Origin of the sequence: Candidatus Arsenophonus triatominarum (assembly GCF_001640365.1) — a bacterium.
GTDB classification, from domain to species: Bacteria; Pseudomonadota; Gammaproteobacteria; order Enterobacterales; family Enterobacteriaceae; genus Arsenophonus; species Arsenophonus triatominarum.
This window is the reverse complement of record NZ_LWMI01000016.1, coordinates 143,175-167,690: the sequence shown is the minus strand read 5'-3', so window position 1 is coordinate 167,690 and position 24,516 is coordinate 143,175. Positions and strand designations below refer to the sequence as shown.

The 24,516-nt window shown below is 38.2% G+C and carries 18 protein-coding genes and 16 pseudogenes; 20 read left to right on the top strand and 14 right to left on the bottom strand.

Features of this window, described 5'->3' with window-relative positions; all coding sequences use genetic code 11:
• Positions 1 to 32: 32 nt before the first annotated feature.
• Positions 33 to 615 (bottom strand): annotated as a pseudogene (locus AYJ55_RS14875) (helix-turn-helix domain-containing protein); the annotation flags it as partial.
• A 118-nt stretch (positions 616 to 733) separates the two neighbouring features.
• Between AYJ55_RS14875 and AYJ55_RS34685 the strand changes: the two are divergent.
• A complete protein-coding gene (locus tag AYJ55_RS34685; RefSeq protein WP_074168078.1) occupies positions 734 to 1,027 on the top strand; it encodes a transposase family protein in 294 nt (97 codons plus the stop codon).
• A 52-nt stretch (positions 1,028 to 1,079) separates the two neighbouring features.
• Here AYJ55_RS34685 and AYJ55_RS14870 read toward each other — a convergent pair.
• The 3 genes and pseudogenes from AYJ55_RS14870 to AYJ55_RS14855 form a co-directional block, all read right to left on the bottom strand.
• Positions 1,080 to 1,451: pseudogene (locus tag AYJ55_RS14870) on the bottom strand (IS481 family transposase); the annotation flags it as partial.
• Positions 1,452 to 1,473: 22 nt separating this feature from the next.
• A protein-coding gene (locus tag AYJ55_RS14865) for an IS3 family transposase (protein WP_162505265.1) occupies positions 1,474 to 2,639 on the bottom strand; the annotation gives its coding sequence in 2 pieces (ribosomal slippage) (positions 1,474 to 2,384 and positions 2,384 to 2,639; 1,167 coding nt in all).
• A gap of 64 nt (positions 2,640 to 2,703) precedes the next feature.
• Positions 2,704 to 3,107 (bottom strand): annotated as a pseudogene (locus AYJ55_RS14855) (transposase); the annotation flags it as partial.
• Between the two features lie 72 nt (positions 3,108 to 3,179).
• Here AYJ55_RS14855 and AYJ55_RS14850 point away from each other — a divergent pair.
• Both AYJ55_RS14850 and AYJ55_RS36140 read left to right on the top strand, forming a co-directional pair.
• Positions 3,180 to 3,448: pseudogene (locus AYJ55_RS14850) on the top strand (integrase core domain-containing protein); the annotation flags it as partial.
• A gap of 140 nt (positions 3,449 to 3,588) precedes the next feature.
• A pseudogene (locus AYJ55_RS36140) lies at positions 3,589 to 3,717 on the top strand (Tn3 family transposase); the annotation flags it as partial.
• Here AYJ55_RS36140 and AYJ55_RS14845 read toward each other — a convergent pair.
• Positions 3,716 to 5,098 carry a hypothetical protein gene (locus tag AYJ55_RS14845; RefSeq protein ID WP_063657099.1) on the bottom strand — a complete coding sequence of 461 codons (1,383 nt, stop codon included), beginning with the start codon at positions 5,096 to 5,098 and terminating at the stop codon, positions 3,716 to 3,718. The pseudogene AYJ55_RS36140 and the gene AYJ55_RS14845 sit on opposite strands and share 2 nt — an antisense overlap.
• A gap of 460 nt (positions 5,099 to 5,558) precedes the next feature.
• A complete protein-coding gene (locus AYJ55_RS14840; protein ID WP_063657098.1) occupies positions 5,559 to 6,128 on the bottom strand; it encodes a hypothetical protein in 570 nt (189 codons plus the stop codon).
• Between the two features lie 511 nt (positions 6,129 to 6,639).
• Between AYJ55_RS14840 and AYJ55_RS14830 the strand changes: the two genes are divergently transcribed.
• Entirely contained in the window at positions 6,640 to 6,915 is a 276-nt protein-coding gene (locus AYJ55_RS14830; protein ID WP_063657096.1) for a hypothetical protein, read from the top strand.
• 50 nt (positions 6,916 to 6,965) lie between these two features.
• Here the strand turns inward: AYJ55_RS14830 and AYJ55_RS14825 are convergent, their stop codons facing one another.
• Positions 6,966 to 7,865, bottom strand: a complete 900-nt coding sequence (locus AYJ55_RS14825) for a transposase family protein (RefSeq protein WP_063657095.1) — start codon at positions 7,863 to 7,865, stop codon at positions 6,966 to 6,968.
• A 461-nt stretch (positions 7,866 to 8,326) separates the two neighbouring features.
• On the opposite strand from AYJ55_RS14825, the pseudogene AYJ55_RS26355 reads away from it, so the two are divergent.
• The 5 genes and pseudogenes from AYJ55_RS26355 to AYJ55_RS14805 all read left to right on the top strand — a co-directional run.
• Positions 8,327 to 8,589: pseudogene (locus tag AYJ55_RS26355) on the top strand (helix-turn-helix domain-containing protein); the annotation flags it as partial.
• Between the two features lie 74 nt (positions 8,590 to 8,663).
• Entirely contained in the window at positions 8,664 to 8,873 is a 210-nt protein-coding gene (locus AYJ55_RS14820; protein WP_063657094.1) for an IS3 family transposase, read from the top strand.
• A 171-nt stretch (positions 8,874 to 9,044) separates the two neighbouring features.
• Positions 9,045 to 10,021 (top strand): annotated as a pseudogene (locus tag AYJ55_RS14815) (IS3 family transposase); the annotation flags it as partial.
• 187 nt (positions 10,022 to 10,208) lie between these two features.
• A complete protein-coding gene (locus tag AYJ55_RS14810) occupies positions 10,209 to 11,036 on the top strand; it encodes a transposase family protein (RefSeq protein WP_162505606.1) in 828 nt (275 codons plus the stop codon).
• Positions 11,037 to 11,084: 48 nt separating this feature from the next.
• Positions 11,085 to 11,540 (top strand): annotated as a pseudogene (locus AYJ55_RS14805) (integrase core domain-containing protein); the annotation flags it as partial.
• A gap of 61 nt (positions 11,541 to 11,601) precedes the next feature.
• Here the strand turns inward: AYJ55_RS14805 and AYJ55_RS14800 are convergent.
• Positions 11,602 to 12,099, bottom strand: a pseudogene (locus tag AYJ55_RS14800) (transposase); the annotation flags it as partial.
• Positions 12,100 to 12,365: 266 nt separating this feature from the next.
• Here AYJ55_RS14800 and AYJ55_RS14795 point away from each other — a divergent pair.
• Positions 12,366 to 14,207 carry an ABC transporter ATP-binding protein gene (locus AYJ55_RS14795; protein WP_063657092.1) on the top strand — a complete coding sequence of 614 codons (1,842 nt, stop codon included), beginning with the start codon at positions 12,366 to 12,368 and terminating at the stop codon, positions 14,205 to 14,207.
• Positions 14,208 to 14,279: 72 nt separating this feature from the next.
• Here AYJ55_RS14795 and AYJ55_RS14790 read toward each other — a convergent pair.
• From AYJ55_RS14790 to AYJ55_RS14770, 5 genes and pseudogenes are all read right to left on the bottom strand, one after another.
• Positions 14,280 to 15,163, bottom strand: a pseudogene (locus AYJ55_RS14790) (IS481 family transposase); the annotation flags it as partial.
• Positions 15,164 to 15,181: 18 nt separating this feature from the next.
• The gene (locus AYJ55_RS14785) at positions 15,182 to 15,670 is read right to left on the bottom strand and encodes an IS630 family transposase (protein ID WP_063653499.1); all 489 of its coding nucleotides are present in this window, start codon (positions 15,668 to 15,670) and stop codon (positions 15,182 to 15,184) included.
• Entirely contained in the window at positions 15,639 to 16,004 is a 366-nt protein-coding gene (locus AYJ55_RS14780) for an IS630 transposase-related protein (RefSeq protein ID WP_063653415.1), read from the bottom strand. The genes AYJ55_RS14785 and AYJ55_RS14780 overlap by 32 nt, the downstream gene beginning before the upstream one ends.
• Positions 16,005 to 16,038: 34 nt before the next feature.
• Positions 16,039 to 16,739 (bottom strand): annotated as a pseudogene (locus tag AYJ55_RS14775) (NAD(P)H-binding protein); the annotation flags it as partial.
• A 52-nt stretch (positions 16,740 to 16,791) separates the two neighbouring features.
• Entirely contained in the window at positions 16,792 to 17,691 is a 900-nt protein-coding gene (locus tag AYJ55_RS14770; protein ID WP_063657090.1) for a LysO family transporter, read from the bottom strand.
• Positions 17,692 to 17,898: 207 nt separating this feature from the next.
• On the opposite strand from AYJ55_RS14770, the pseudogene AYJ55_RS30885 reads away from it, so the two are divergent.
• Positions 17,899 to 18,022, top strand: a pseudogene (locus AYJ55_RS30885) (IS701 family transposase); the annotation flags it as partial.
• A 13-nt stretch (positions 18,023 to 18,035) separates the two neighbouring features.
• Here the strand turns inward: AYJ55_RS30885 and AYJ55_RS14765 are convergent.
• Positions 18,036 to 18,317 (bottom strand): annotated as a pseudogene (locus AYJ55_RS14765) (transposase); the annotation flags it as partial.
• 194 nt (positions 18,318 to 18,511) lie between these two features.
• On the opposite strand from AYJ55_RS14765, the pseudogene AYJ55_RS36135 reads away from it, so the two are divergent.
• The 9 genes and pseudogenes from AYJ55_RS36135 to macB all read left to right on the top strand — a co-directional run.
• A pseudogene (locus tag AYJ55_RS36135) lies at positions 18,512 to 18,792 on the top strand (transposase); the annotation flags it as partial.
• Positions 18,793 to 18,876: 84 nt separating this feature from the next.
• Positions 18,877 to 19,080, top strand: a pseudogene (locus AYJ55_RS14760) (DUF2813 domain-containing protein); the annotation flags it as partial.
• Between the two features lie 315 nt (positions 19,081 to 19,395).
• Complete coding sequence (locus tag AYJ55_RS36130) at positions 19,396 to 19,602, top strand: hypothetical protein (protein WP_063657087.1); 207 nt, start codon at positions 19,396 to 19,398, stop codon at positions 19,600 to 19,602.
• Positions 19,554 to 19,841, top strand: a complete 288-nt coding sequence (locus AYJ55_RS36125) for a DUF2813 domain-containing protein (protein WP_074168075.1) — start codon at positions 19,554 to 19,556, stop codon at positions 19,839 to 19,841. The genes AYJ55_RS36130 and AYJ55_RS36125 overlap by 49 nt, the downstream gene beginning before the upstream one ends.
• A gap of 33 nt (positions 19,842 to 19,874) precedes the next feature.
• Positions 19,875 to 20,240, top strand: a complete 366-nt coding sequence (locus tag AYJ55_RS14745; RefSeq protein WP_063653415.1) for an IS630 transposase-related protein — start codon at positions 19,875 to 19,877, stop codon at positions 20,238 to 20,240.
• Entirely contained in the window at positions 20,164 to 20,697 is a 534-nt protein-coding gene (locus AYJ55_RS14740; protein WP_162505291.1) for an IS630 family transposase, read from the top strand. Before AYJ55_RS14745 ends, AYJ55_RS14740 begins: the two co-directional genes overlap by 77 nt.
• 24 nt (positions 20,698 to 20,721) lie before the next feature.
• Positions 20,722 to 21,294 (top strand): annotated as a pseudogene (locus AYJ55_RS14735) (ATP-dependent nuclease); the annotation flags it as partial.
• Positions 21,295 to 21,408: 114 nt separating this feature from the next.
• Positions 21,409 to 22,527 (top strand): macrolide transporter subunit MacA, encoded by a 1,119-nt coding sequence (macA, locus tag AYJ55_RS14730; RefSeq protein ID WP_063657085.1) that lies wholly within the window; start codon positions 21,409 to 21,411, stop codon positions 22,525 to 22,527.
• Positions 22,528 to 22,531: 4 nt separating this feature from the next.
• Positions 22,532 to 24,478: a macrolide ABC transporter ATP-binding protein/permease MacB gene (gene macB, locus AYJ55_RS14725; RefSeq protein ID WP_063657084.1), complete on the top strand. Its 1,947-nt coding sequence runs from the start codon at positions 22,532 to 22,534 to the stop codon at positions 24,476 to 24,478.
• The last annotated feature ends 38 nt before the right edge of the window (positions 24,479 to 24,516 follow it).

Below are 24,516 nucleotides of genomic sequence, written 5' to 3'. Positions count from 1 at the left end.
AATTTTGCTATTGAGCAACAGGCTTAATGAACGACTTTACTGTAAGTATCAATGTAAGTTTGTTGATAAACACGACCAACGCCTTTTAAATGACCGACATAAAAAGTATCTGTGAACCCAGATAACCTGGATGCGCTGTTTCAATCTCACCACAGGCTTCATCATCTTGCGCTTTCTTTTCTAGAGCACTGATTTGTGATTCTGACAGGATAATTCCTTCTGTTGCGATTTTATCTTCAAGCGCTTTTAGGCGTTTTGTAAAATTTTCGAGATTATGGCGCAGCCAAATAGAGCGAACGCCACTCCCCGAAACAAAAATGCCTTTTTTTCTTAGTTCATTACTACTGCGGTGTTGACCGTGTGCAGGGTATTCAATCGCATACTCGACTACAGCGCTTTCAATCTGTTCATCTACTCTATTTTTTACGTTAGGCACCCGTCGATTTTGATTAATTAAAGCGTCTATCCCACCATCGTTAACAAGTTCCTGGTAGCGATAAAACGTATCTCGGGATACCCCCATAATCTTACAGGCTTTTGAGACGTTATTAAGCTCTTCAGCGAGGTTAAGTAACCCGACTTTATGTTTATGATAGGATTATTTGTTTGATACATAGAATTACCTTTTATTTAATTATCTAATGATGTTAATTAAAACCGGTAACGCTCTTTTTTAAATCAGAATTGTCGGATTAAGTTAAGACTAATACAGATAAAGTCGATATAATTCGCCATATTCCCCCTGAGGGTAACCATCTGGGCCGATACCGGTTTTCAAGGTATAGATAAACAGCATCCTAATACACAAATCCCAAAAAAAGGAACTCGAAAAAGACCTTTATCGCCTGAACAAAAACAAGAAAATAAAATAATCTCGGGCATCCGTATTACGGTTGAACACGCCATCGCGGGTATCAAGCGCCTCGGTTGTATGACCCAAATTTTACGGAATCGTAGACCCTTTATTGATGATACCTTTTTACTCCTTAGTGCCGGTCTTTGGAATTTCCATCTCAGAACAGCCTAAAATTTACTTCAATCACCGAAATACCCTTATTTCACTATTAAGCAACACGCTTAATGTAAGTTTGTTGATAAACACGACCAACGCCTTTTAAATGACCGACATAAAAAGTATCTTGTGAACCCAGATAACCTGGATGCGCTGTTTCAATCTCACCACAGGCTTCATCATCTTGCACTTTCTTTTCTAAAGCACTGATTTGTGATTCTGACAGGATAATTCCTTCTGTTGCGATTTTATCTTCAAGCGCTTTTAGGCGTTTTGTAAAATTTTCGAGATTATGGCGCAGCCAAATAGAGCGAACGCCACTCCCCGAAACAAAAATGCCTTTTTTTCTTAGTTCATTACTACTGCGGTGTTGACCGTGTGCAGGGTATTCAATCGCATACTCAACTACAGCGTTTTCAATCTGTTCATCTACTCTATTATTTTTTACGTTAGTGTAGTGGTCAACTAAAATTGGCCACCCTACCTGACTGTTCACGGAACAGTCGCTCTGATTCGTTTGGCGTTAATCCACCGTTATACCAGTGAGGTCTTATATCGCTATAGTAGTGGGTTATGTAGCGAATAATGGCTGACTGAGCAGTACTAAAGCTTTGGTAGCCAGTCGTTGGCACCCATTCGGTCTTCAGACTACGGAAGAATCGTTCCATCGGACTATTATCCCAACAATTCCCTCTGCGACTGATACTTTGGGTCATCTGATAACGCCACAATGCCTGCCTATACTGACGACTGGTATAATGACTTCCCTGATCACTATGGAACATCACCTGTTTGGGATGCCCACGTAGTTCCCAAGCCATTTGTAGTGCTTTGGCGGTTAATTCTGAGTCTGGTGCAAATGACATTGCCCAACCCACCGGTTTTCGGGCAAACAAATCCAATACCACAGCCAGATAGGCCCATCGTGAGCCTGTCCAAATATAGGTTACATCGCCGCACCAAACCTGGTCAGGCTTTGTAACAGCGAACTGCCTATTGAGCAGATTTGGAATATCAATACGTTCATTTCCACCGCGGTTGTATTTATGTTTTCGCTCTTGGCAACTGACGATGATTAATTCTTTCATCAACTTACCCGCTAACCACCGCCCAAGTTTCACGTTGTGTGTATTGGTAACCATCGTGGCGATAGTCCTTGCGCCAGCAGAGCCGCCACTAACGTTCCACGCTTCGCTGACTAGGCTACGTTTTATCGTCCGCTCAATATCTGGCTCCTTAGGCCGACACCAATAGCGATAACTGCTTCGGTGAACATTAAAAATACGACACAAAGTTTTCACCGGATAAAGCACTCTTAGCTTTTCAACTACCGAAAATTTTTCAGTGAGTCGGACATTAAGAGCGCAGTAGCCTTTTTTAAGATGTCATTCTCCATTTCCAGCCGGTGGATTTTTTTCTTCATTTCTCTGAACTCAATTTGTTCAGGTGTTAATGGCAGACCAGGCGATGTTTTCCCTTGACGTTCTAAACGAAGGGCTCTTACCCACCGGCTAATCGCTGAAAGACTGACGTTCATGCCTTTCGCGGCTTCCTGGTAGGTGTAATTTTGGTCAAGGACTAATTTGGCGGTTTCACATTTAAATTCAGCAGTAATTATTTTACTCATTTCGGCACCTATAAAAATTATGAGGTGAGCATATCACCTCAACTTAGGTGGCCAAATTTAGTATGCCACTACACTCCTTAGGCCGACACCAATAGCGATAACTGCTTCGGTGAACATTAAAAATACGACACAAAGTTTTCACCGGATAAAGCACTCTTGGCTTTTCAACTACCGAAAATTTTTCAGTGAGTCGGACATTAAGAGCGCAGTAGCCTTTTTTAAGATGTCATTCTCCATTTCCAGCCGGTGGATTTTTTTCTTCATTTCTCTGAACTCAATTTGTTCAGGTGTTAATGGCAGACCAGGCGATGTTTTCCCTTGACGTTCTAAACGAAGGGCTCTTACCCACCGGCTAATCGCTGAAAGACTGACGTTCATGCCTTTCGCGGCTTCCTGGTAGGTGTAATTTTGGTCAAGGACTAATTTGGCGGTTTCACATTTAAATTCAGCAGTAATTATTTTACTCATTTCGGCACCTATAAAAATTATGAGGTAAGCATATCACCTCAACTTAGGTGGCCAAATTTAGTATGCCACTACAATGATATTGATCATACAAAAACTAAAGCTCGTTCACCTCAAACCAATGGGATTTTCATAAAACTGTATTACAAGAGTTCTATCAGGTGGCTTTTCGTAAGAAAATCTATAGGGCTTTAGATGAATTACAAGCTGATTTAGATAAATGGTTAGCGGAATATAATAACCAACGCACTCATCAAGGAAAAATGTGTTGCGGTCGAACTCCTATGGCAACTTTACACGATGGAAAACAACTTTGGAGAAAGAAAGATTTAAATCAAATTTAATCTGACAGGTACTGTATAAATAACCGGTAACTATCAGATCAAGTCTGAGCTACTACTGATAAACTGATAAAATATAAACATCCTAATTTTTTCTTGTTTTGAACTTTATACTTCTTTTTCGGAGCTTGCGAAACTCGTGTACAAAAGTGATCTATCGGGTGCGATACTCAACCGACGTGCTTGATCGCCTGCTGTATCACGAAAGCACTTTGGAAATTACAGAGCATTACACCGATACTGCAGGCTTCACTGAACATATTTTACAAATTAGACTCTTTCATCATTAAACGGATTTAATTTTTCATCATACTTATTAGCAGAAGACTTTAATTTATTACTATATTCATCACTAAATGGATTTAACTCTTCATTGTATTCGTTACTGAACGGATTTAATTTTTCATTATACTTATTAGTAGAAGACTCTAATTTATTATTAGATTCATCATTAAATGAATTTAACTCTTCATTGTATTCGTCACTAAACGGATTTAATTTTTCATCATACTTATTAGCAGAAGACTCTAATTTATTATTAGATTCATCACTAAATAGATTTAACTCTTCATTGTCTTTATTAATAGATGATATTTTATGGTTATCAATTTCTGATGAGTTTTTATTTTCAATAAAATTAGACTTTTTATTTTTTTCTCTAGGTAGCCATGTATCGTATAACCAGCTTTTTCTCTCTCCGATATTCCATAATTTTGTCAATGTGGTGTTTCCAACTTTTATATGAGATAATTCCTTATGGAAAACTTCCTTTTCTTTTTCGTCAAAATAGAGGTTATTTTGTTTAATCTGATAATACACAATATTGTCCGTAATAGTTCGTTTAAATAAGCTATCTTGCTCAGTTATATGATTACTTAATATTAGTTCACTCAAACTTTTATAATTACTGTTCTCTAAAAGACGTCTTAGCGTCAATCCACGTAATTCAGAATTAATAGGCGCAATGTTGGAAAATTCTATTTCTTTTCCGTTATTAAAGCGAGCTATGAACGTTTGTTTTTTATTGTTATTCTTACCAAAACCAATAAAATTTTCTTTGCTATAAGCAGAGTCGTACAAATTTTCTTTCAATATTCTTTGAGCTTCTTCATCGACTATCATGTCTTTAATTTTAGAGGCAATAAAAGACTCTTTATTTTCTAACTTTTCTTTAAATTTATTATAGTTTCCTTTAACTTCCATCATGATTTTTTTCGCACAAAAAATCGGAAGGTTGGCTTTTTCTTCGTAAGAATGAGTTTTTTCGAAAACTTTATCACATTCATACAATGTTAAACCATCTATCTTTAACTTATAACCCCAATCGCTGTTAACATCTTTTTCACCTATTTCTAATGTAAATTTACTTTGATGTTCTGGGTTTACTAAGCTTCTAAGTTCCATGAATTTTTCTAAACGATTAGATTCAGGATTAATTTTATCTCCATTTTTAATATCTTGAATGGAAAAGAATAAATTTTTTATTGTTTGATGTTTTACTCCTCCTTTAAACCAGTCAATAATTTTATCAATAAAATCAGACAAATTATTTATTTTGGTTGCTTCTTCTAAGGTATTAGCGGTCAAAAGTTGATGAAGTTTTGATTCATTCATTGTTAGGTTTATATGTGGTGTTGAAAAAGTGATAGACATAAAAATCCTTTTAGGGAATAAATTTGTTAGTTAGTAAGTTCGTATTTTATCTTCAGAACATGTAAAACTTACAAAGATAAGAACATAAAAAATAACAGTTAATTATTTTTATCAATTACTTGTGAATAAAAATCAGTTCAACTCCTTAATTTTTTAAGATTATTCTCCTAACGTTTTTTTAAGGATCAGGATAGCTAGGCGACATTATTTTGATTACCAAAAGATATGATCTTATCCAATATAAATTTACTGATATGATAGCAATTTATTATAATCATTTTAAAGTCGCTTAGCTATAAAAAACAACTTAATGTTTGTTAAAGTATAACATAGCAAACAGGGATTGAATTATTTTTTTTCAAATGTCCAGCATTCTAACACGTCCGGTTTTTTTAGTGTGCTCCCCTTGGGTAAAGCGGCATTGTAGGTAGCATTAATATGACTGCGTATACTTTTAATTCTAATAAAGTGCCGTTAACCGCCGTTTAATGTTAACGATATCAACAAAAGGCTCACGTTTTTCACTGGCAATCTGGATGAGCTGGTTAAAATTGATGGCAAATTCATTCTCTTTTGCGCTATGGTTTACCCCGTAAATATCTTCAGTATCCAAATAATCAAACATCGCCCAAAATTCGTTAATATCATCCGGATCATCGTGTACCGCTTTGACGCGCTCTTTGGCTAAATTAACAATAAAAGCGGTCGTTTCTTCAATGCGCTGCGGTGAAACAGAAATCACCTCTGGCAACATTTCTAAAAAAGCAATCATCTGGGCGTGGTTACGGGCAATGCGAGTGTGATGAATTTCGGGATCCACATACAAAATTTTGTCAATCTCTTCGTAACGTTCACTAGCTGCCTGGAATATTTTATCGCCTTGCATTAACACTTTAGGCACAAAACCGGATACCGCATTAATTGGGTAGCGCTCAAGTCTTGTCGCTGCTTCTTTAGTCACTTGAGAATGGTGACGCTTATCCGTTGATAAATGGATCAACCGTTCTGGAATGGCAGTGTTCTCAGTCATAATAGCACGAGTTTCGCACAGGCATATAAAATTCCAGAAATGGCTTAAAAGCAATGGTTAATTTGCAAGTTACTAAAACGTATAAATTTGTTTAAATTATAATAAGTTGCCTTTAATTTATAAGATTTTGTCTATTTATATATTATGCTGAATTAAACTTAAAAATAGAGCGTTTTTTTATTGGTGCGAAACTCGTGAATAGGTGCATTTTGACCAATAACGATAGCGCCTCTAAACACTAGTTCTTCGGTATCGTCACTTCCTCCTTTTCGCCCTCGCTACGCAATAGTCCACTATCATAGATATTTTTTAATTCATTCCAGTCAAAGGCACGTAATTTAGCATTATTTTGGTTACGATCACTTTCAATCAAACGGGAAGATTGCTGACTTGTGCAAAGCTGCGAGCGCGTCCGGCTGCAGTTGATTTCGAGGGGCAAACCCCATAAGCGCTAACCAAAAAATCATCACGATGTATAATTGCTTCTCATGATTGAGAAGAGATGATAAAAATGACATCTACTACAAATTTGGCGTTTGACGACTGGGAAAAAATAACGATGCTCCTGCCTGATGGTTGGCAAGATAAAGCTCGAGAATGCGGTGCATTGAAATTTGGACGTCAATTTACTAGTCCTGCTCTTTTGCTCAGGGTGTTACTGATTTATTTTTGTAATGATTGCTCAATGCGTGAAACTGTCGCTCGAGCAGCCGCTGCAGGCTTAGTCAATATCTCAGATGTTGCGCTTCTAAAACGTATTGATAAATGCGGTGCGTGGTTCCAATAAGCGTGTTGCTTAATAGTGAAATAAGGGTATTTCGGTGATTGAAGTAAATTTTAGGCTGTTCTGAGATGGAAATTCCAAAGACCGGCACTAAGGAGTAAAAAGGTATCATCAATAAAGGGTCTACGATTCCGTAAAATTTGGGTCATACAACCGAGGCGCTTGATACCCGCGATGGCGTGTTCAACCGTAATACGGATGCCCGAGATTATTTTATTTTCTTGTTTTTGTTCAGGCGATAAAGGTCTTTTTCGAGTTCCTTTTTTTGGGATTTGTGTATTAGGATGCTGTTTATCTATACCTTGAAAACCGGTATCGGCCCAGATGGTTACCTCAGGGGGAATATGGCGAATTATATCGACTTTATCGAGTAAGCGTTTATCGTGACGGCGCCCATTTTTGATCATGGGGATAAATCCAATTTTCCTCGTTTCGTCAGTCATAATAAGCCCTTTTCGAGTGGTCTGTATTTTCTTTCCCGAATACATTTTTTTTCGCCGACGCAGATTCTTAGGCTTTTGGACAGGTCGCTCTGTCCCATCAATAAAGACGTCTTTAACTCCAGGAAAGGCGCGAAAAAATTCCTCAGCAGAGCGAATTTGACGAGCGGGCAAAACACATTCTCGCCCCAAGGTCATCTCTAAAACCGGCAATAATATTTTTACCCAGCGACATACCCGTGTTCTATCTAAACCAAAAAGAAGTCCTTGCAAATCATAGGTCGGATAACATTTTAAATACAATAAAATAAAAAGCAGTTTATCTAATGGGGTTGGGATAAATCCTTTCTGCCCTGCACCCATCTGCCGCTCGTGATCTTTTCGATTCTTTTTCCGATAAATCAAATAACAAGCTGAAAATTCAGCGGCTAAATTTTTCAATTCTTCGACTGATAATCCAATGATTGCTTTACATAAACGATTATCTCGTAACAACCGCTCTTTGTTGATCATTTCAAACCGTTATTTTCTAAGTTAAACCTCTTTTTATTGTCTATAGCGTGACAAAAAATGCAAGTCTCTATTCAGCAACTATTTTAATGGATGACCGAAGGTTTCGTAAAGCAAACATCAGAGAATTTTGATATTCCTGAATCCATAAGCCATCGTCCACTTATTGCTGTAGATGGATCTGTGGTAAAAGAACCCTGAAGCCGTTCCCCTGAGTGGAGAATTCATTATGCAATGGATATCCGAACATTGAACTGTTACCAGTCACTGGATTACACCGATCAGTGAGGGTGAAACATTGAAGAGGTTTACACGAGTTTCGCACCAATAAAAAAACGCTCTATTTTTAAGTTTAATTTAGCATAATATGTATTAGTCTTAACTTAATCTGACAATTCTGATTTAAAAAAGAGCATTACCGGTTTTAATTAACATCATTAGATAATTAAATAAAAGGTAATTCTATGTATCAAACAAATAATCCTATCATCAAACATAAAGTCGGGTTACTTAACCTCGCTGAAGAGCTTAATAACGTCCAAAAGCCTGTAAGATTATGGGGGTATCCCGAGATACGTTTTATCGCTATCAGGAACTTGTTAACGATGGTGGGATAGACGCTTTAATTAATCAAAATCGGCGGGTGCCTAACGTAAAAAATAGAGTAGATGAACAGATTGAAAGCGCTGTAGTTGAGTATGCGATTGAATACCCTGCACACGGTCAACTGTAGTGGCATACTAAATTTGGCCACCTAAGTTGAGGTGATATGCTTACCTCATAATTTTTATAGGTGCCGAAATGAGTAAAATAATTACTGCTGAATTTAAATGTGAAACCGCCAAATTAGTCCTTGACCAAAATTACACCTACCAGGAAGCCGCGAAAGGCATGAACGTCAGTCTTTCAGTGATTAGCCGGTGGGTAAGAGCCCTTCGTTTAGAACGTCAAGGGAAAACATCGCCTGGTCTGCCATTAACACCTGAACAAATTAAGCATGTTGCTCAATAGTGAAATAAAGTTGCTTAAAATAAAAACAAGTTAGATACATCTAAAAAATACAAAAATAGTTTATTTTTTAATCTTACATAGGTTATTTTTAATGCAAAAATTGATGATTTTATCATCATCGGCTGGTTTTTTTGTAAGTCATAATTAATTTTGCTATTGAGCAACAGGCTTATTGAGTTCAGAGAAATGAAGAAAAAAATCCACCGGCTGGAAATGGAGAATGACATCTTAAAAAAGGCTACTGCGCTCTTAATGTCCGACTCACTGAAAAATTTTCGGTAGTTGAAAAGCTAAGAGTGCTTTATCCGGTGAAAACTTTGTGTCGTATTTTTAATGTTCACCGAAGCAGTTATCGCTATTGGTGTCGGCCTAAGGAGCCAGATATTGAGCGGACGATAAAACGTAGCCTAGTCAGCGAAGCGTGGAACGTTAGTGGCGGCTCTGCTGGCGCAAGGACTATCGCCACGATGGTTACCAATACACACAACGTGAAACTTGGGCGGTGGTTAGCGGGCAAGTTGATGAAAGAATTAATCATCGTCAGTTGCCAAGAGCGAAAACATAAATACAACCGCGGTGGAAATGAACGTATTGATATTCCAAATCTGCTCAATAGGCAGTTCGCTGTTACAAAGCCTGACCAGGTTTGGTGCGGCGATGTAACCTATATTTGGACAGGCTCACGATGGGCCTATCTGGCTGTGGTATTGGATTTGTTTGCCCGAAAACCGGTGGGCTGGGCAATGTCATTTGCACCAGACTCAGAATTAACAGCCAAAGCACTACAAATGGCTTGGGAACTACGTGGGCATCCCAAACAGGTGATGTTCCATAGTGATCAGGGAAGTCATTATACCAGTCGTCAGTATAGGCAGGCATTGTGGCGTTATCAGATGACCCAAAGTATCAGTCGCAGAGGGAATTGTTGGGATAATAGTCCGATGGAACGATTCTTCCGTAGTCTGAAGACCGAATGGGTGCCAACGACTGGCTACCAAAGCTTTAGTACTGCTCAGTCAGCCATTATTCGCTACATAACCCACTACTATAGCGATATAAGACCTCACTGGTATAACAGTGGATTAACGCCAAACGAATCAGAGCGACTGTTCCGTGAACAGTCAGGTAGGGTGGCCAATTTTAGTTGACCACTACACTTACAGTAAAGTCGTTCATTAAAATAGTTGCTGAATAGAGACTTGCATTTTTTGTCACGCTATAGACAATAAAAAGAGGTTTAACTTAGAAAATAACGGTTTGAAATGATCAACAAAGAGCGGTTGTTACGAGATAATCGTTTATGTAAAAGCAATCATTGGATTATCAGTCGAAGAATTGAAAAATTTAGCCGCTGAATTTTCAGCTTGTTATTTGATTTATCGGAAAAAGAATCGAAAAGATCACGAGCGGCAGATGGGTGCAGGGCAGAAAGGATTTATCCCAACCCCATTAGATAAACTGCTTTTTATTTTATTGTATTTAAAATGTTATCCGACCTATGATTTGCAAGGACTTCTTTTTGGTTTAGATAGAACACGGGTATGTCGCTGGGTAAAAATATTATTGCCGGTTTTAGAGATGACCTTGGGGCGAGAATGTGTTTTGCCCGCTCGTCAAATTCGCTCTGCTGAGGAATTTTTTCGCGCCTTTCCTGGAGTTAAAGACGTCTTTATTGATGGGACAGAGCGACCTGTCCAAAAGCCTAAGAATCTGCGTCGGCGAAAAAAAATGTATTCGGGAAAGAAAAGACAGACCACTCGAAAAGGGCTTATTATGACTGACGAAACGAGGAAAATTGGATTTATCCCCATGATCAAAAATGGGCGCCGTCACGATAAACGCTTACTCGATAAAGTCGATATAATTCGCCATATTCCCCCTGAGGTAACCATCTGGGCCGATACCGGTTTTCAAGGTATAGATAAACAGCATCCTAATACACAAATCCCAAAAAAAGGAACTCGAAAAAGACCTTTATCGCCTGAACAAAAACAAGAAAATAAAATAATCTCGGGCATCCGTATTACGGTTGAACACGCCATCGCGGGTATCAAGCGCCTCGGTTGTATGACCCAAATTTTACGGAATCGTAGACCCTTTATTGATGATACCTTTTTACTCCTTAGTGCCGGTCTTTGGAATTTCCATCTCAGAACAGCCTAAAATTTACTTCAATCACCGAAATACCCTTATTTCACTATTAAGCAACACGCTTATTGTAAGCTTTACACAACAAAAAGCGCGATAACGGCGGCAGATTTATTAAATGACAAGGTTCTGCCTTTTTATTCCCAGCATGGGTTACCGGTGTTACGTATACTGACGGACAGAGGCAGTGAGTATTGTGGTAAAGTTGAACATCACGATTATCAACTTTATCTCGCTATCAATGATATTGATCATACAAAAACTAAAGCTCGTTCACCTCAAACTAATGGGATTTGTGAACGCTTTCATAAAACTGTATTACAAGAGTTCTATCAGGTGGCTTTTCGTAAGAAAATCTATAGGGTTTTAGATGAATTACAAGCTGATTTAGATAAATGGTTAGCGGAATATAATAACCAACGCACTCATCAAGGAAAAATGTGTTGCGGTCGAACTCCTATGGCAACTTTACACGACGGAAAACAACTTTGGAGAGAGAAAGATTTAAATCAAATTTAACCTGACAGGTACTGTATAAATAACCGGCAACTGTCAGATTAAGTCTGAGCTACTGCATCTAATGAATGGCATCGAGCCAGACAAAAGGATAGAGCGCCTCCAGAGGGCGTTGTTGCCAGGCTTTTAATTCAGGGAGTAATTTGTCAGTAATATGCGTAATAGCTCCATCTGATATTTCCAGTCCATATAATTCTGCAACATGTTTTTGAATATCACGATAACTCATGCCTAATGCAAATAACGATAGGATTTTGTTATCAATATCCTCTGATAATTTTGTCTGATTTTTCTTAATGAGCTGAGGCTCAAAAGCACCTGACCTGTCTCTGCGCGTTTTCAGTTCAAATTGACCTGATGTCGATTTAACCGTTTTTCGAGTATAGCCATTTTTACGCGTATCGATTGACGTTGTCGATAGGGAGTGTTCTATTTCTGCCTGCAGGGCAGCTTCGGTCAGCTGTTTTATGAGTGGTGTGAGTATTCCATCCGTACCGAGTAAATTTTTACCTGATTGTAATTGCTTCAACGCTTCATCAAAATTAAATGATTGATTTCTCATATGTCATACCTCTTTTTTTGAGTTTAAGATATGACGCAGATTTTTGAACACTACCTTAGCTTGTAATATATCAATTTCTGTTATCCATCCAACAAAAGCAACATAGCCCTTTGAGTTGCTATGCGTTGGATTATTTTAATGGCATTTTATCAACTTAGGGACTCTTGTGACGACAACTCGTAGGGTTGAATCCTAATTTTCCGCTATGGCTACTCTGATTATGGTAACATGACATCTCTTAAGCTACATGTTTTTTTGGAGACAACGTGTTTACCTGGTTTGAAAAATTAGTTAATCCATACCCTAACGATACAGATAAATCACCCCCGAAAGATTTTTTTTCATTCATTTGGTTTTGTACTCACGGGGTACGACGCTATATCGTTGCTATGACGCTATTGAGTGCATTAATTGCCACATTTGAAGCGTTACTTTTTGCAGTTATGGGACACATTATTGACTGGCTGAGTAATATCCAGTCTGCTTTACTCTGGCAGCAAGAGCGTACAAGCTTACTAATGTTAGCCCTGATATTAATTGGTAGTACTTTATTAATTGCTTTGCAGACAATGCTTAAGCACCAAACTTTGTCTGGTAATTTTCCCATGATGCTGCGATGGAAATTTCACCGTCTAATGCTCAGGCAAAGTATGAGATTTTATCAAGAGGAATTTGCTGGTCGAGCGTCAGCAAAAGTAATGCAAACCTCATTAGCAGTACGTGATATTTCCATGATTATTGGCGATATAATCGTATTTTTAACTATTTACTTCGTTACGATGACTGCAATTATCGGAAATTTCGATCTTTGGATGTTATTGCCATTTTTTGCATGGCTGGGACTCTACATCATTGCAATGTGTTACTTTGTTCCTCGTCTGTCTAACTTGGCACGTAATCAAGCTGATGCCCGTTCTTTGATGACTGGACGTGTGACTGATGCTTACACAAATATTGTAACCGTCAAGTTATTCTCACATGCTGGCCTCGAGGCTGCTTATGCCCGAGCAGCGATGAAGGAGTTTCTAGTGACAGTGAATGGCCAGATGCGCGCAATCAGTAGTTTTGAAATAGTCAATCACTTACTTAACATGATATTGATCATGGGAGCTACCGGTGTAGCGCTATGGCTGTGGGCACAGGGGAATGTTGGTATTGGAGCCGTTGCTGCCGCCACTGCAATGTCCCTACGTTTAAACAGTTTCTCCCATTGGATAATGTGGGAGATGGCGGCTTTGTTCGAACATGTCGGTACTGTACAGGATGGCATTACCACATTGTCACATCCCAATGATGTTAATGATCTACCTGATGCCAAGCCACTGCGAGTAAAACAGGGCGAACTGCGTTTTGAGCATATCGACTTTGCTTATGGTAATACAAAATCTAATACAAATGCAGTAATTGACGACCTTACTTTACATATCAAGCCGGGAGAAAAAATCGGCTTGGTAGGACGATCTGGAGCCGGAAAATCGACGATAGTCAATTTGCTTCTTCGATTTTATGATGTCAATAAGGGACAAATTTTAATCGATGGGCAGGATATTGCGAAAGTTAGCCAAGAGAGTCTACGTTCGCAGATCGGTATGGTAACTCAAGACACTTCGTTACTGCATCGTTCGGTTCGTGATAATATTTTGTATGGACGTCCCAAAGCCAATGATGCTGAAATGATTGCTGCTGCACGCAAAGCTGGCGCGCACGATTTCATCGTTACACTCACTGATGCCAATGGGCGTAAGGGATACGATGCACATGTAGGTGAACGAGGTGTCAAGCTTTCAGGTGGACAGCGTCAGCGTATTGCCATTGCGCGCGTTATACTTAAAGATGCCCCGATCTTATTACTTGATGAAGCAACCAGTGCCCTTGATTCTGAAATAGAAATAACTATTCAAAAGAATTTGTATCAGCTCATGGAGGGGAAAACTGTTGTAGCAATCGCACATCGTTTATCGACAATTGCAGCAATGGATCGTCTCCTGGTTATCGAAGGTGGGCGTATCGTTGAGCAAGGAACTCATCAGGAGCTAATCGCCAATAATGGTCTTTATGCACGTTTATGGTTACATCAGAGTACTGGTTTCATTGGCAAAGAAATTTAATTTTAAGCCTAGATGTGTAGTAGTTCAGACTTGATCTGACAGTTGCCGGTTATTTATACAGTACCTGTCAGGTTAAATTTGATTTAAATCTTTTTCTCTCCAAAGTTGTTTTCCATCGTGTAAAGTTGCCATAGGAGTTCGACCGCAACACATTTTTCCTTGATGAGTGCGTTGGTTATTATATTCCGCTAACCATTTATCTAAATCAGCTTGTAATTCATCTAAAGCCCTATAGATTTTCTTACGAAAAGCCACCTGATAGAACTCTTGTAATACAGTTTTATGAAAGCGTTCACAAATCCCATTAGTTTGAGGTGAACGAGCTTTAGTTTTTGTATGATCAATATCATTGATAGCGAGATAAAGTTGATAATCGTGATGTTCAACTTTACCACAATACTCACTGCCTCTGTCCGTCAGTATACGTAACACCGGTAACCCATGCTGGGAATAAAAAGGCAGAACCTTGTCATTTAATAAATCTGCCGCCGTTATCGCGCTTTTTGTTGTGTAAAGCTTACAATGAACGACTTTACTGTAAGTATCAATGTAAGTTTGTTGATAAACACGACCAACGCCTTTTAAATGACCGACATAAAAAGTATCTTGTGAACCCAGATAACCTGGATGCGCTGTTTCAATCTCACCACAGGCTTCATCATCTTGCGCTTTCTTTTCTAGAGCACTGATTTGTGATTCTGACAGGATAATTCCTTCTGTTGCGATTTTATCTTCAAGCGCTTTTAGGCGTTTTGTAAAATTTTCGAGATTATGGCGCAGCCAAATAGAGCGAACGCCACTCTCCGAAACAAAAATGCTTTTTTTCTTAGTTCATTACTACTGCGGTGTTGACTGTGTGCAGGGTATTCAATCGCATACTCAACTACAGCGCTTTCAATCTGTTCATCTACTCTATTTTTTACGTTAGGCACCCGTCGATTTTGATTAATTATAGCTAGGCGACTTAATTTTGATTACAGCATATGTATTAAAAACAGGTCATCGATAGTGCATCCTGTTTCCATCTTTTTACGTTTAGCTTGAGACCATTTATGTTCTATAGGATTTAAATCTGGTGAATACACAGGCAAATATTCTATCTGGTGTCCTGCGTTTATAATTGCCTGTTCAATATTCTTACCTTTGTGAAAGCTAGCGTTGTCCATAAAAATAACAGAATTTTCAGGAAGTTCTGGGAGCAATATTTTTGTGATCCAAACATAAAAAACATCACGATTAATATTGCAATCAAATAATCCGATAGCAAAAAGGGTTGTTCCCAATAAAGCGCCAATAACATTTGTTCTTCCCTTAGCACCCCAGTTTTTCAGGCCAAAACAACGGTGACCTTTTGGGGAATAGCCGTGAGTTCGTGGAGTGTCATGTGAAAAACCACTTTCATCAATAAAAACAACAGATTTATCTTTTTTTTCATACTGTTGTCTTTTTTGCTGATGTGCCAGCCTGTCGCTTTCGTTGGTTTTTGGATGGAATAGAGTTTTTTTTATAGGTTAATCCCAGCTTTTTAAGGGATTGCCAAATAGTCTTTTTACAAACACCGAATCGCTCTGCCCGTTCCTTTTGGTAAGCATCTGGATACTGTTCCACATCTTTTGCTAAAGCATTTTTATCGAGCTTCCTCTTACGTGGCGTTGAATTTTTTGGCTCTGGTCGTTTAAGCCAACGTACTAAAGACGCTTTTCCAATACGGAATTGTTTCGCAGTTTCTCGAATTGTTAAACCTTCGGCTTTCCTTACAGATATTACTTTACGTCGAAAATCAATTGTATAACTCATAACACACCTTGTAATCAAAATTAAGTCGCCTAGCTATAAGCGGTCGATACTTACCGCTTATCTGCACAAAGCACTTGAAGAGTGTTTGATAATCAATATATTCCGGCCCACCAGCATGAAGTATACGATGCTCATTAGTTGGATGGGCTATCCAATTGCGTCAGATAGTACAGCATGTTTTCTAAAGCAATAGGACAAGATTTTGACCTTACCCAGCGTGGGGGAGTGAGAATGAAATAAGTTGTAAGTCATATCCCGAATTATTTCATAAGGCGCGGAGCCCGCACCAATAATAATTGGTGCCCGAATTTCTGTCAGAGGAATTTTACTTTCACGTAAGATTTCTCCGGTCAGTTTACGTGCCATCAGATGTTGTGAATGACAGCAATGGTTTTGTAGTGAGCTTAAATAGATAACTTGTTTTACTTGAGAGTGCTTGAGTACATTTTTAACATTATGAGCAGCTAGGCATTCTTGTTCAATAAGATTATTATTAGCCGCCATACTGTGAACAAGAAAGTAAACGATATCAATATTCGTCATAATATTGTTTAAGGTTTTTGCTGCGAGTAGATCAACATAACAATATTGAGTATTTGGCCAATTTTGTGCTCTAGCCCAATCAAGTTGACGTGTTGCTGCGGTGATCATATGTCCTTGTTTGATTAACGCTGGGATCAGATTTTGACCAGTATAACCGTTAGCACCAAGTACTAAAATCCGTTTTTTACCCATATTTGGTTACCTATTTAGCACCAGAGTGGTTGGCAGAAAATTTAGTTATCTATTAGGTGAAGAAGGCAATCAGTAATGGCGTCAATAGACTTAGTACAAAACCGTGGACAATGGCAGCAGGAACAATAGACACCCCCCCGCTACGTTGTAATATGGGTAGCGTAAAGTCCATCGATGTTGAGCCACAAATCCCCAATGCAGTAGAACGAAATTGATTGATAATAATGGGAATAAGCATAATAGCCGCTAATTCACGCATTAGATCGTTAAAGAAAGCGGTACTACCAATGACCGGCCCGTAAGCGTCGGTAAGCAGTATACCGGTTAGAGAATACCAACCGTAACCGGCTGCAATCGCTAAACCTACTTTAGTAGGTAGCCCTAATAAAAATGCAGCCAAAATACCACCAAGTAGCGCGCTGGTGGCAACAATTACCGCAATTGTCGCTCCCCTGAAATTGATTAAAATTTGCCGAAGATACATCCCACTATTACGAAGATGGCAACCCACCAATAATAATAAACAGATAAGGGTAATTTCAGTACCATGTTTGGAATAGGATAAAAATGGCCACTTTGTTAATCCTAACAAGAAACCTAGTATTAACACGCCACACAGTGGTAGTGAACTTAAAATCATTTTTAATCGAGAGAGTGGTTTATTGGTTTCCCGTTTCGCAATTTTCCACGGAAAAAGTTTATCCAATAATAATAAAGCAATCAGGTTAGCGGCAAAGGTGCAGCAAAAGAAAACCATGGTATAGATAAAAATTGCAGTAAGATGAGTACTAATATTATCCAATAATGCCAAAGTGATGCCCATTAAAAATAAAATAATGTAAACCATCACACCTAATAGGCGATGAGTAAGCGCTAAAATCTTTTTATTCTTGAAGCGAAATAGATAGCCTAGTGTTAACGGTAAAAGAATGATAAGTAGTCCTGAATACATAGTCCATCCTTATTACAATTAACGCTTTTATGGCCGTGATTTTGTGGAAATAATGTGAAAAAGATAGGCAAAATAATGATAAATATTTTATAACAGACTCAAACTAGGCGCAATATCATAGAATAATATTTAAGCGTACACGAGTTTCGCAAGCTCCGAAAAAGAAGTATAAAGTTCAAAACAAGAAAAAATTAGGATGTTTATATTTTGTCAGTTTATCCATACATTAAAGATATCTACAAAACATTCTTACAGGTGAGCAGTGTGAGATACTCTGGTTTGGCGTTATCAGAAGTAAGCCCATCACCTTTGTCTCATGACACTATCACGAGTTTCGCACAAACCTAATTTGGGTACGCTAATAAAACACGGATGTGCTCAGCAATAGCATTTTTGATTACATGCCAATTTTGTTGATAAAGGGTTATTTTTTCAGATATACGACGTTTATGTTGTTCAAACCACGCAGAAATAGCGAGAAAAATATGATTTCTTTGCGCCCGACTAGTGCGAGCCTGACAGCGTTCAATACCACAATTTTGTTTAACTTCTCGATGATAAACTTCAACAGACCAACGGGCATCCATGATAGATTTGACGTATTGACGGGTGGGATTGTCTTTGTTTCACGAGTTTCGCACCAATAAAAAAACGCTCTATTTTTAAGTTTAATTCAGCATAATATATAAATAGACAAAATCTTATAAATTAAAAGCAACTTATTGTAATTTAAACAAATTTATACGTTTTAGTAACTTGCAAATTAACCATTGCTTTTAAGCCATTTCTGGAATTTTATATGCCTGTGCGAAACTCGTGAAACAAAGACAATCCCACCCGTCAATACGTCAAATCTATCATGGATGCCCGTTGGTCTGTTGAAGTTTATCATCGAGAAGTTAAACAAAATTGTGGTATTGAACGCTGTCAGGCTCGCACTAGTCGGGCGCAAAGAAATCATATTTTCTCGCTATTTCTGCGTGGTTTGAACAACATAAACGTCGTATATCTGAAAAAATAACCCTTTATCAACAAAATTGGCATGTAATCAAAAATGCTATTGCTGAGCACATCCGTGTTTTATTAGCGTACCCAAATTAGGTTTGTGCGAAACTCGTGACGTAATTCATTTGCTCACAGTATAATCCAGTAACTATTGCTGATAGGCATAAAAAGAGGTTAACCATGTATTTGCAACAAGTGGAGATTTCTGGTTTTCGCGGGATCAATCGGCTTTCATTAACCTTAGATCATAATACTGTGTTAATTGGTGAAAACACCTGGGGTAAGTCAAGTTTGTTAGATGCGCTGACTATTTTATTATCACCTAAGCAGCCGTTATATCAATTTAGCCAACATGATTTCTATCACTTGGTAGATACAGATGAACAAGTCAATAATCCACGAGTTTCGCACCAATAAAAAACGCTCTACTTTTAAGTTTAATTCAGCATAATATATAAATAGACAAAATCTTATAAATTAAAAGCAACTTATTGTAATTTAAACAAATTTATACGTTTTAGTAACTTGCAAATTAACCATTGCTTTTAAGCCATTTCTGGAATTTTATATGCCTGTGCGAAACTCGTGTATAAAAAAAACTGTGTTAAATTTGTCAGCCAATTACAACAATTGACCCAGGCATTAATAACAGCATAACCAAAATTATCTTATGAAGAGATCGAAGATGGCTTTGTGGCAATGCAACAGTTGTTCGGTTATTATTTTGCCGAACAAAATATGCGCTTATTTAATCGACAACATCAGTCAAATATTGCCTATCACTCACCTAATAGAAGAGGCTGGCGGGTGCTGGAGGATATCAATCGTATAGTCGGTAAACCGGAACAGCATTCTATTTGGCAGCTTTTTTCATCATTTTACAATTACAGGGTGATTTTCAACTAGATAGCGATGCCTTGCCTATCCTGATTATCGAAGATCCAGAAACTCGTTTACATCCTATTATGCTTTCGGTTGCTTGGCGACTATTAAATCTTTTTTCATTGCAGCGTATTAATTCAACTAATTCAGGCGAATTGCTTTCACAAGTTCCATTGAAAAATATATGCCGCTTAGTACGTAATTCAAATCGAGTGGTTGCTTATCGGTTAAAGGCGAAGAAGTTATCACTGGAGGATATATAGCTAGGCGACTTAGTTTTGATTACAAGGTGTGTTATGAGTTATACAATTGATTTTCGACGTAAAGTAATATCTGTAAGGAAAGCCGAAGGTTTAACAATTCGAGAAACTGCGAAACAATTCCGTATTGGAAAAGCGTCTTTAGTACGTTGGCTTAAACGACCAGAGCCAAAAAATTCAACGCCACGTAAGAGGAAGCTCGATAAAAATGCTTTAGCAAAAGATGTGGAACAGTATCCAGATGCTTACCAAAAGGAACGGGCAGAGCGATTCGGTGTTTGTAAAAAGACTATTTGGCAATCCCTTAAAAAGCTGGGATTAACCTATAAAAAAAACTCTATTCCATCCAAAAACCAACGAAAGCGACAGGCTGGCACATCAGCAAAAAAGACAACAGTATGAAAAAAAAGATAAATCTGTTGTTTTTATTGATGAAAGTGGTTTTTCACATGACACTCCACGAACTCACGGCTATTCCCCAAAAGGTCACCGTTGTTTTGGCCTGAAAAACTGGGGTGCTAAGGGAAGAACAAATGTTATTGGCGCTTTATTGGGAACAACCCTTTTTGCTATCGGATTATTTGATTGCAATATTAATCGTGATGTTTTTTATGTTTGGATCACAAAAATATTGCTCCCAGAACTTCCTGAAAATTCTGTTATTTTTATGGACAACGCTAGCTTTCACAAAGGTAAGAATATTGAACAGGCAATTATAAACGCAGGACACCAGATAGAATATTTGCCTGTGTATTCACCAGATTTAAATCCTATAGAACATAAATGGTCTCAAGCTAAACGTAAAAAGATGGAAACAGGATGCACTATCGATGACCTGTTTTTAATACATATGCTGTAATCAAAATTAAGTCGCCTAGCTATACGTCGTCTTTCATTTCACATACGCATTAATCGCTCATCAGCACTATTTGCACGCTGCTGGTTATTGGTTGAAGGTGAGACCGAAATCTGGTTGATGAATGAATTAGCACGCCAACGTAATTATCATTTTGAGTCAGAAGGTGTTAAAGTGATTGAGTTTGCGCAATGCGGTCTTAAGCCATTATTAAAGTTTGCTAATAGTATGGGGATCGAGTGGCATACTTTGGTTGATGGCGATAATGCAGGGAAACAGTATGCTAGTTCAGCAATTGCTTATGTTGAAAGAATCAATGATACTCCTCGAGATAGACTAACTATATTACCTGCGTCAGATATGGAGCATTTTCTTTACCGTGAAGGTTTTAGCGATATTTATCATCAGATTGCCGCTATTCCTGATAACGGTAAAATATCACCGCATCGTGTCATTACTAAAGCAATTTATTGAACTTCTAAACCTGATTTAGCAATTGAAGTCGCCAATAGAGCGGCAGAAAAACGCGTTAATTCAATACATTCGTTGCTGCGCCATATGTTTTCACGTGTTGCATGGCTAGCCAGAGGGAAATCTTAGTAAACAGGTAAGCAATAAATATATTGTGGCATTTGTCTGCTGGTTTTAGTCAAGGTAGTAGGGGTTCCTATACGGTTTTTAACCTATTCCATATTAAAAAAAGGTATTTTTAGTATGAAATTTCTTCGCAATCAAAAAAAGAGTTTATTAGTTTTTCTGATGTTGGTATTAATTATTATCATCACCGCTGTGATGCTTTATATAATTAATTTACCAAAAAAAATAAATTATCAAACTGTACCCGTTATCAGAGGAAATATCGAAAAACATGTACTTGCCACGGGTAAGTTGGATGCGTTGAGTAAGGTAGATGTTGGCGCTCAGATTAGTGGCCAGTTACAGACCCTTTATGTAAAAGAGGGGGATATGGTAAAAAAAGGGGATTTGTTAGCGGTAATCGATCCGCAAAAGGCGCAAAATGTTGTTAAAGAATCAGAGGAGACGCTGCGTGAACATCAAGCTAATTTGGCCTTAGCGCGGGCTGAATTGAAGTTAGCAGAAATGACTTATCAGCGCTATGTCGATTTGGCAAAGCATCAGGCTATTTCACGGCAGGAGTTTGATCGAGTTAAAACTGATGTTGCGGTTAAAAAAGCGCGGGTAAAAATTTATATTGCCCAAATTAATCGTGATCAAGCCTCGTTAAATACAGCTAAAACTAATTTAAAATATACCCATCTTACTGCGCCATTAAGTGGGATTGTTACTAACATTAAAACGTTGCAGGGACAAACGGTAATAGCTTCCCAAGAAGCGCCAACTATCATGACATTAGCCGATTTGGATACAATGTTAGTAAAAGCACAAGTTTCTGAAGCCGACATTATTAATCTTAAACCGGGGCAAAAGGCTTCTTTTACTATTCTTGGCGCACCGGATAAAATTTTTGCTGGGGTTTTGAAAGATATTTTACCTACTCCGGAAGAAGTTAATGATGCAATTTTTTATTATGCACGCTTTGAAGTACCCAATCCGCATCATATTTTAAAACTACAAATGACTGCGCAAATTAAAATTCAACTTGCATTACATAAAAATGTATTGCTTTTACCACTATCTGCCTTGAGAGAAAATGTTGCTAATAATCAATATATTGTTGTAGTACTACAAAATGGGCAACAGGTGGAAAGAAGAGTCGAAGTTGCTACCCAAAATTATATTGATGCAGAAATTGTTTCCGGTCTTGCTGAAGGTGACTTAGTAATTACTAACTCTGAGATAGCAAAAGGATGAAGGAATGAGTGCATTACTTGAATTGAGTAATATCGGTCGTAATTATCGAACAGGTGAACAACAGGTAAAGGTACTAGAAAATATTTCTTTGACCATAAACGCAGGGGAAATGGTAGCGATTGTTGGCGTTTCAGGTTCTGGGAAATCAACTTTAATGAATATTCTTGGTTGCTTAGATAAACCAAGTTATGGTGAATACTATCTGGCTGGGAAAAATATAGCTGAGCTGGATGACGAGCAGCTTTCTGTTTTACGCCGCGAATATTTTGGCTTTATATTCCAACGTTATCATTTGTTACCTTATTTGACTGCCGAACAGAATGTTGAAATTCCGGCTATTTATGCTGGTACATGCCAGCAAGAGCGCCGTAAACGAGCAATTGGATTATTAGCGCGCCTTGGTTTGAGTGACCGAATTAAATATTATCCGACGCAGTTGTCTGGCGGCCAACAGCAGAGGGTCAGCATTGCTCGGGCATTGATCAATGGTGGGCAAATTATTTTAGCTGATGAGCCAACGGGGGCGTTGGATAGCCATTCCGGTGATGAAGTTATTGCTATTCTTAAACAGCTATGCCAACAGGGATATACTGTTATTCTGGTTACCCATAATATGCAGATAGCAGTGCAGGCAGAGCGGATAATTGAAATTAAAAATGGCGAAATTATCCGTCATTCCGTGCAACGCGAGCCAACAAAAATATTACCGCCGATTTTCTCTGTTAATAAGCAGCAAATTTCAATGACGCAACGACTTAATCAGTTTAGAGAAGCGTTACTAATGGCATGGCGAGCAATATTAATTAATAAAATGCGCACATTACTCACTATGCTTGGTATCATTATTGGTATTGCCTCTGTCGTTAGTATTCTTGTTATTGGCAATGCGGCCAAAAGGTCGGTATTAGCCGATATTCAGTCAATTGCGACAAATACTATTACGGTCTTTCCTGGTAAAGGATTTAGTGACGTCAGCCCACAAGATAGACGGGCGCTGACCATCAGCGATGTGGATGCGCTACAAAAGCAGCCATATGTTTTTGCTATATCAGGTAAAATGAGTACTGATGTTCGCTTACGTTATGGCAATCGGAATTCAGCAGCAAGTGCATTTGGCGTTGGAGAGTCATATTTTGATGTTTATGCCATGTCAATGAGCGAAGGCATAATTCTGACTAGCGATATGGTTAAGCACCATGGACAGGTAATTGTTATTGATAAAAATACCAAGGATATGTTTTTTCCTAAGCAGAAACAGGTTGTTGGTGAAATAATATTAGTCGGCAATATGCCTGTTACTATTGTTGGGGTGGCAGCTGAGCAGAAGTCAGTTTATGGCAATAGCAATATGCTACAGATCTGGATGCCTTATACTACGATGAGTAGTCGACTGATGAATCGCTCTTATTTTGATAATCTTTATATTAGGATCAAACAGGGGTATAGCTCGTTAGAAGCAGAACAACAATTGACGCGATTGTTAACGGTATTGCATGGAAAAAAGGATATTTTTACCTACAACTTCGATACATTGATTAAAACTATAGAAAAAACGACCAATACGCTACAGTTATTTTTAACATTAGTCGCGGTTATTTCCTTGCTAGTCGGTGGTATCGGTGTGATGAATATCATGCTGGTTTCAGTAACCGAACGGACGAAAGAAATTGGTATTCGCATAGCAATCGGTGCTCGAAATAGCGATATTATGCAACAATTTTTGATAGAGGCAATTTTTATTTGTTTGTTTGGTGGTTTTTTAGGGATCTTACTCTCTTATATCGTGGCGCTTATTGCCCGCTTACTATTACCGGATTGGCAGTTTGCTTTTAGCCTAATGCCACTGCTTGGCGCTTTAGTTTGCTCAACCATCATTGGCCTCATTTTTGGTTTTTTACCCGCCCGCAACGCGGCAAAGTTGAATCCAGTAGATGCTTTGGCAAGAGAATAAGTAATAAATATTTATATGCTCCCAAAAGAAGCTTGGGA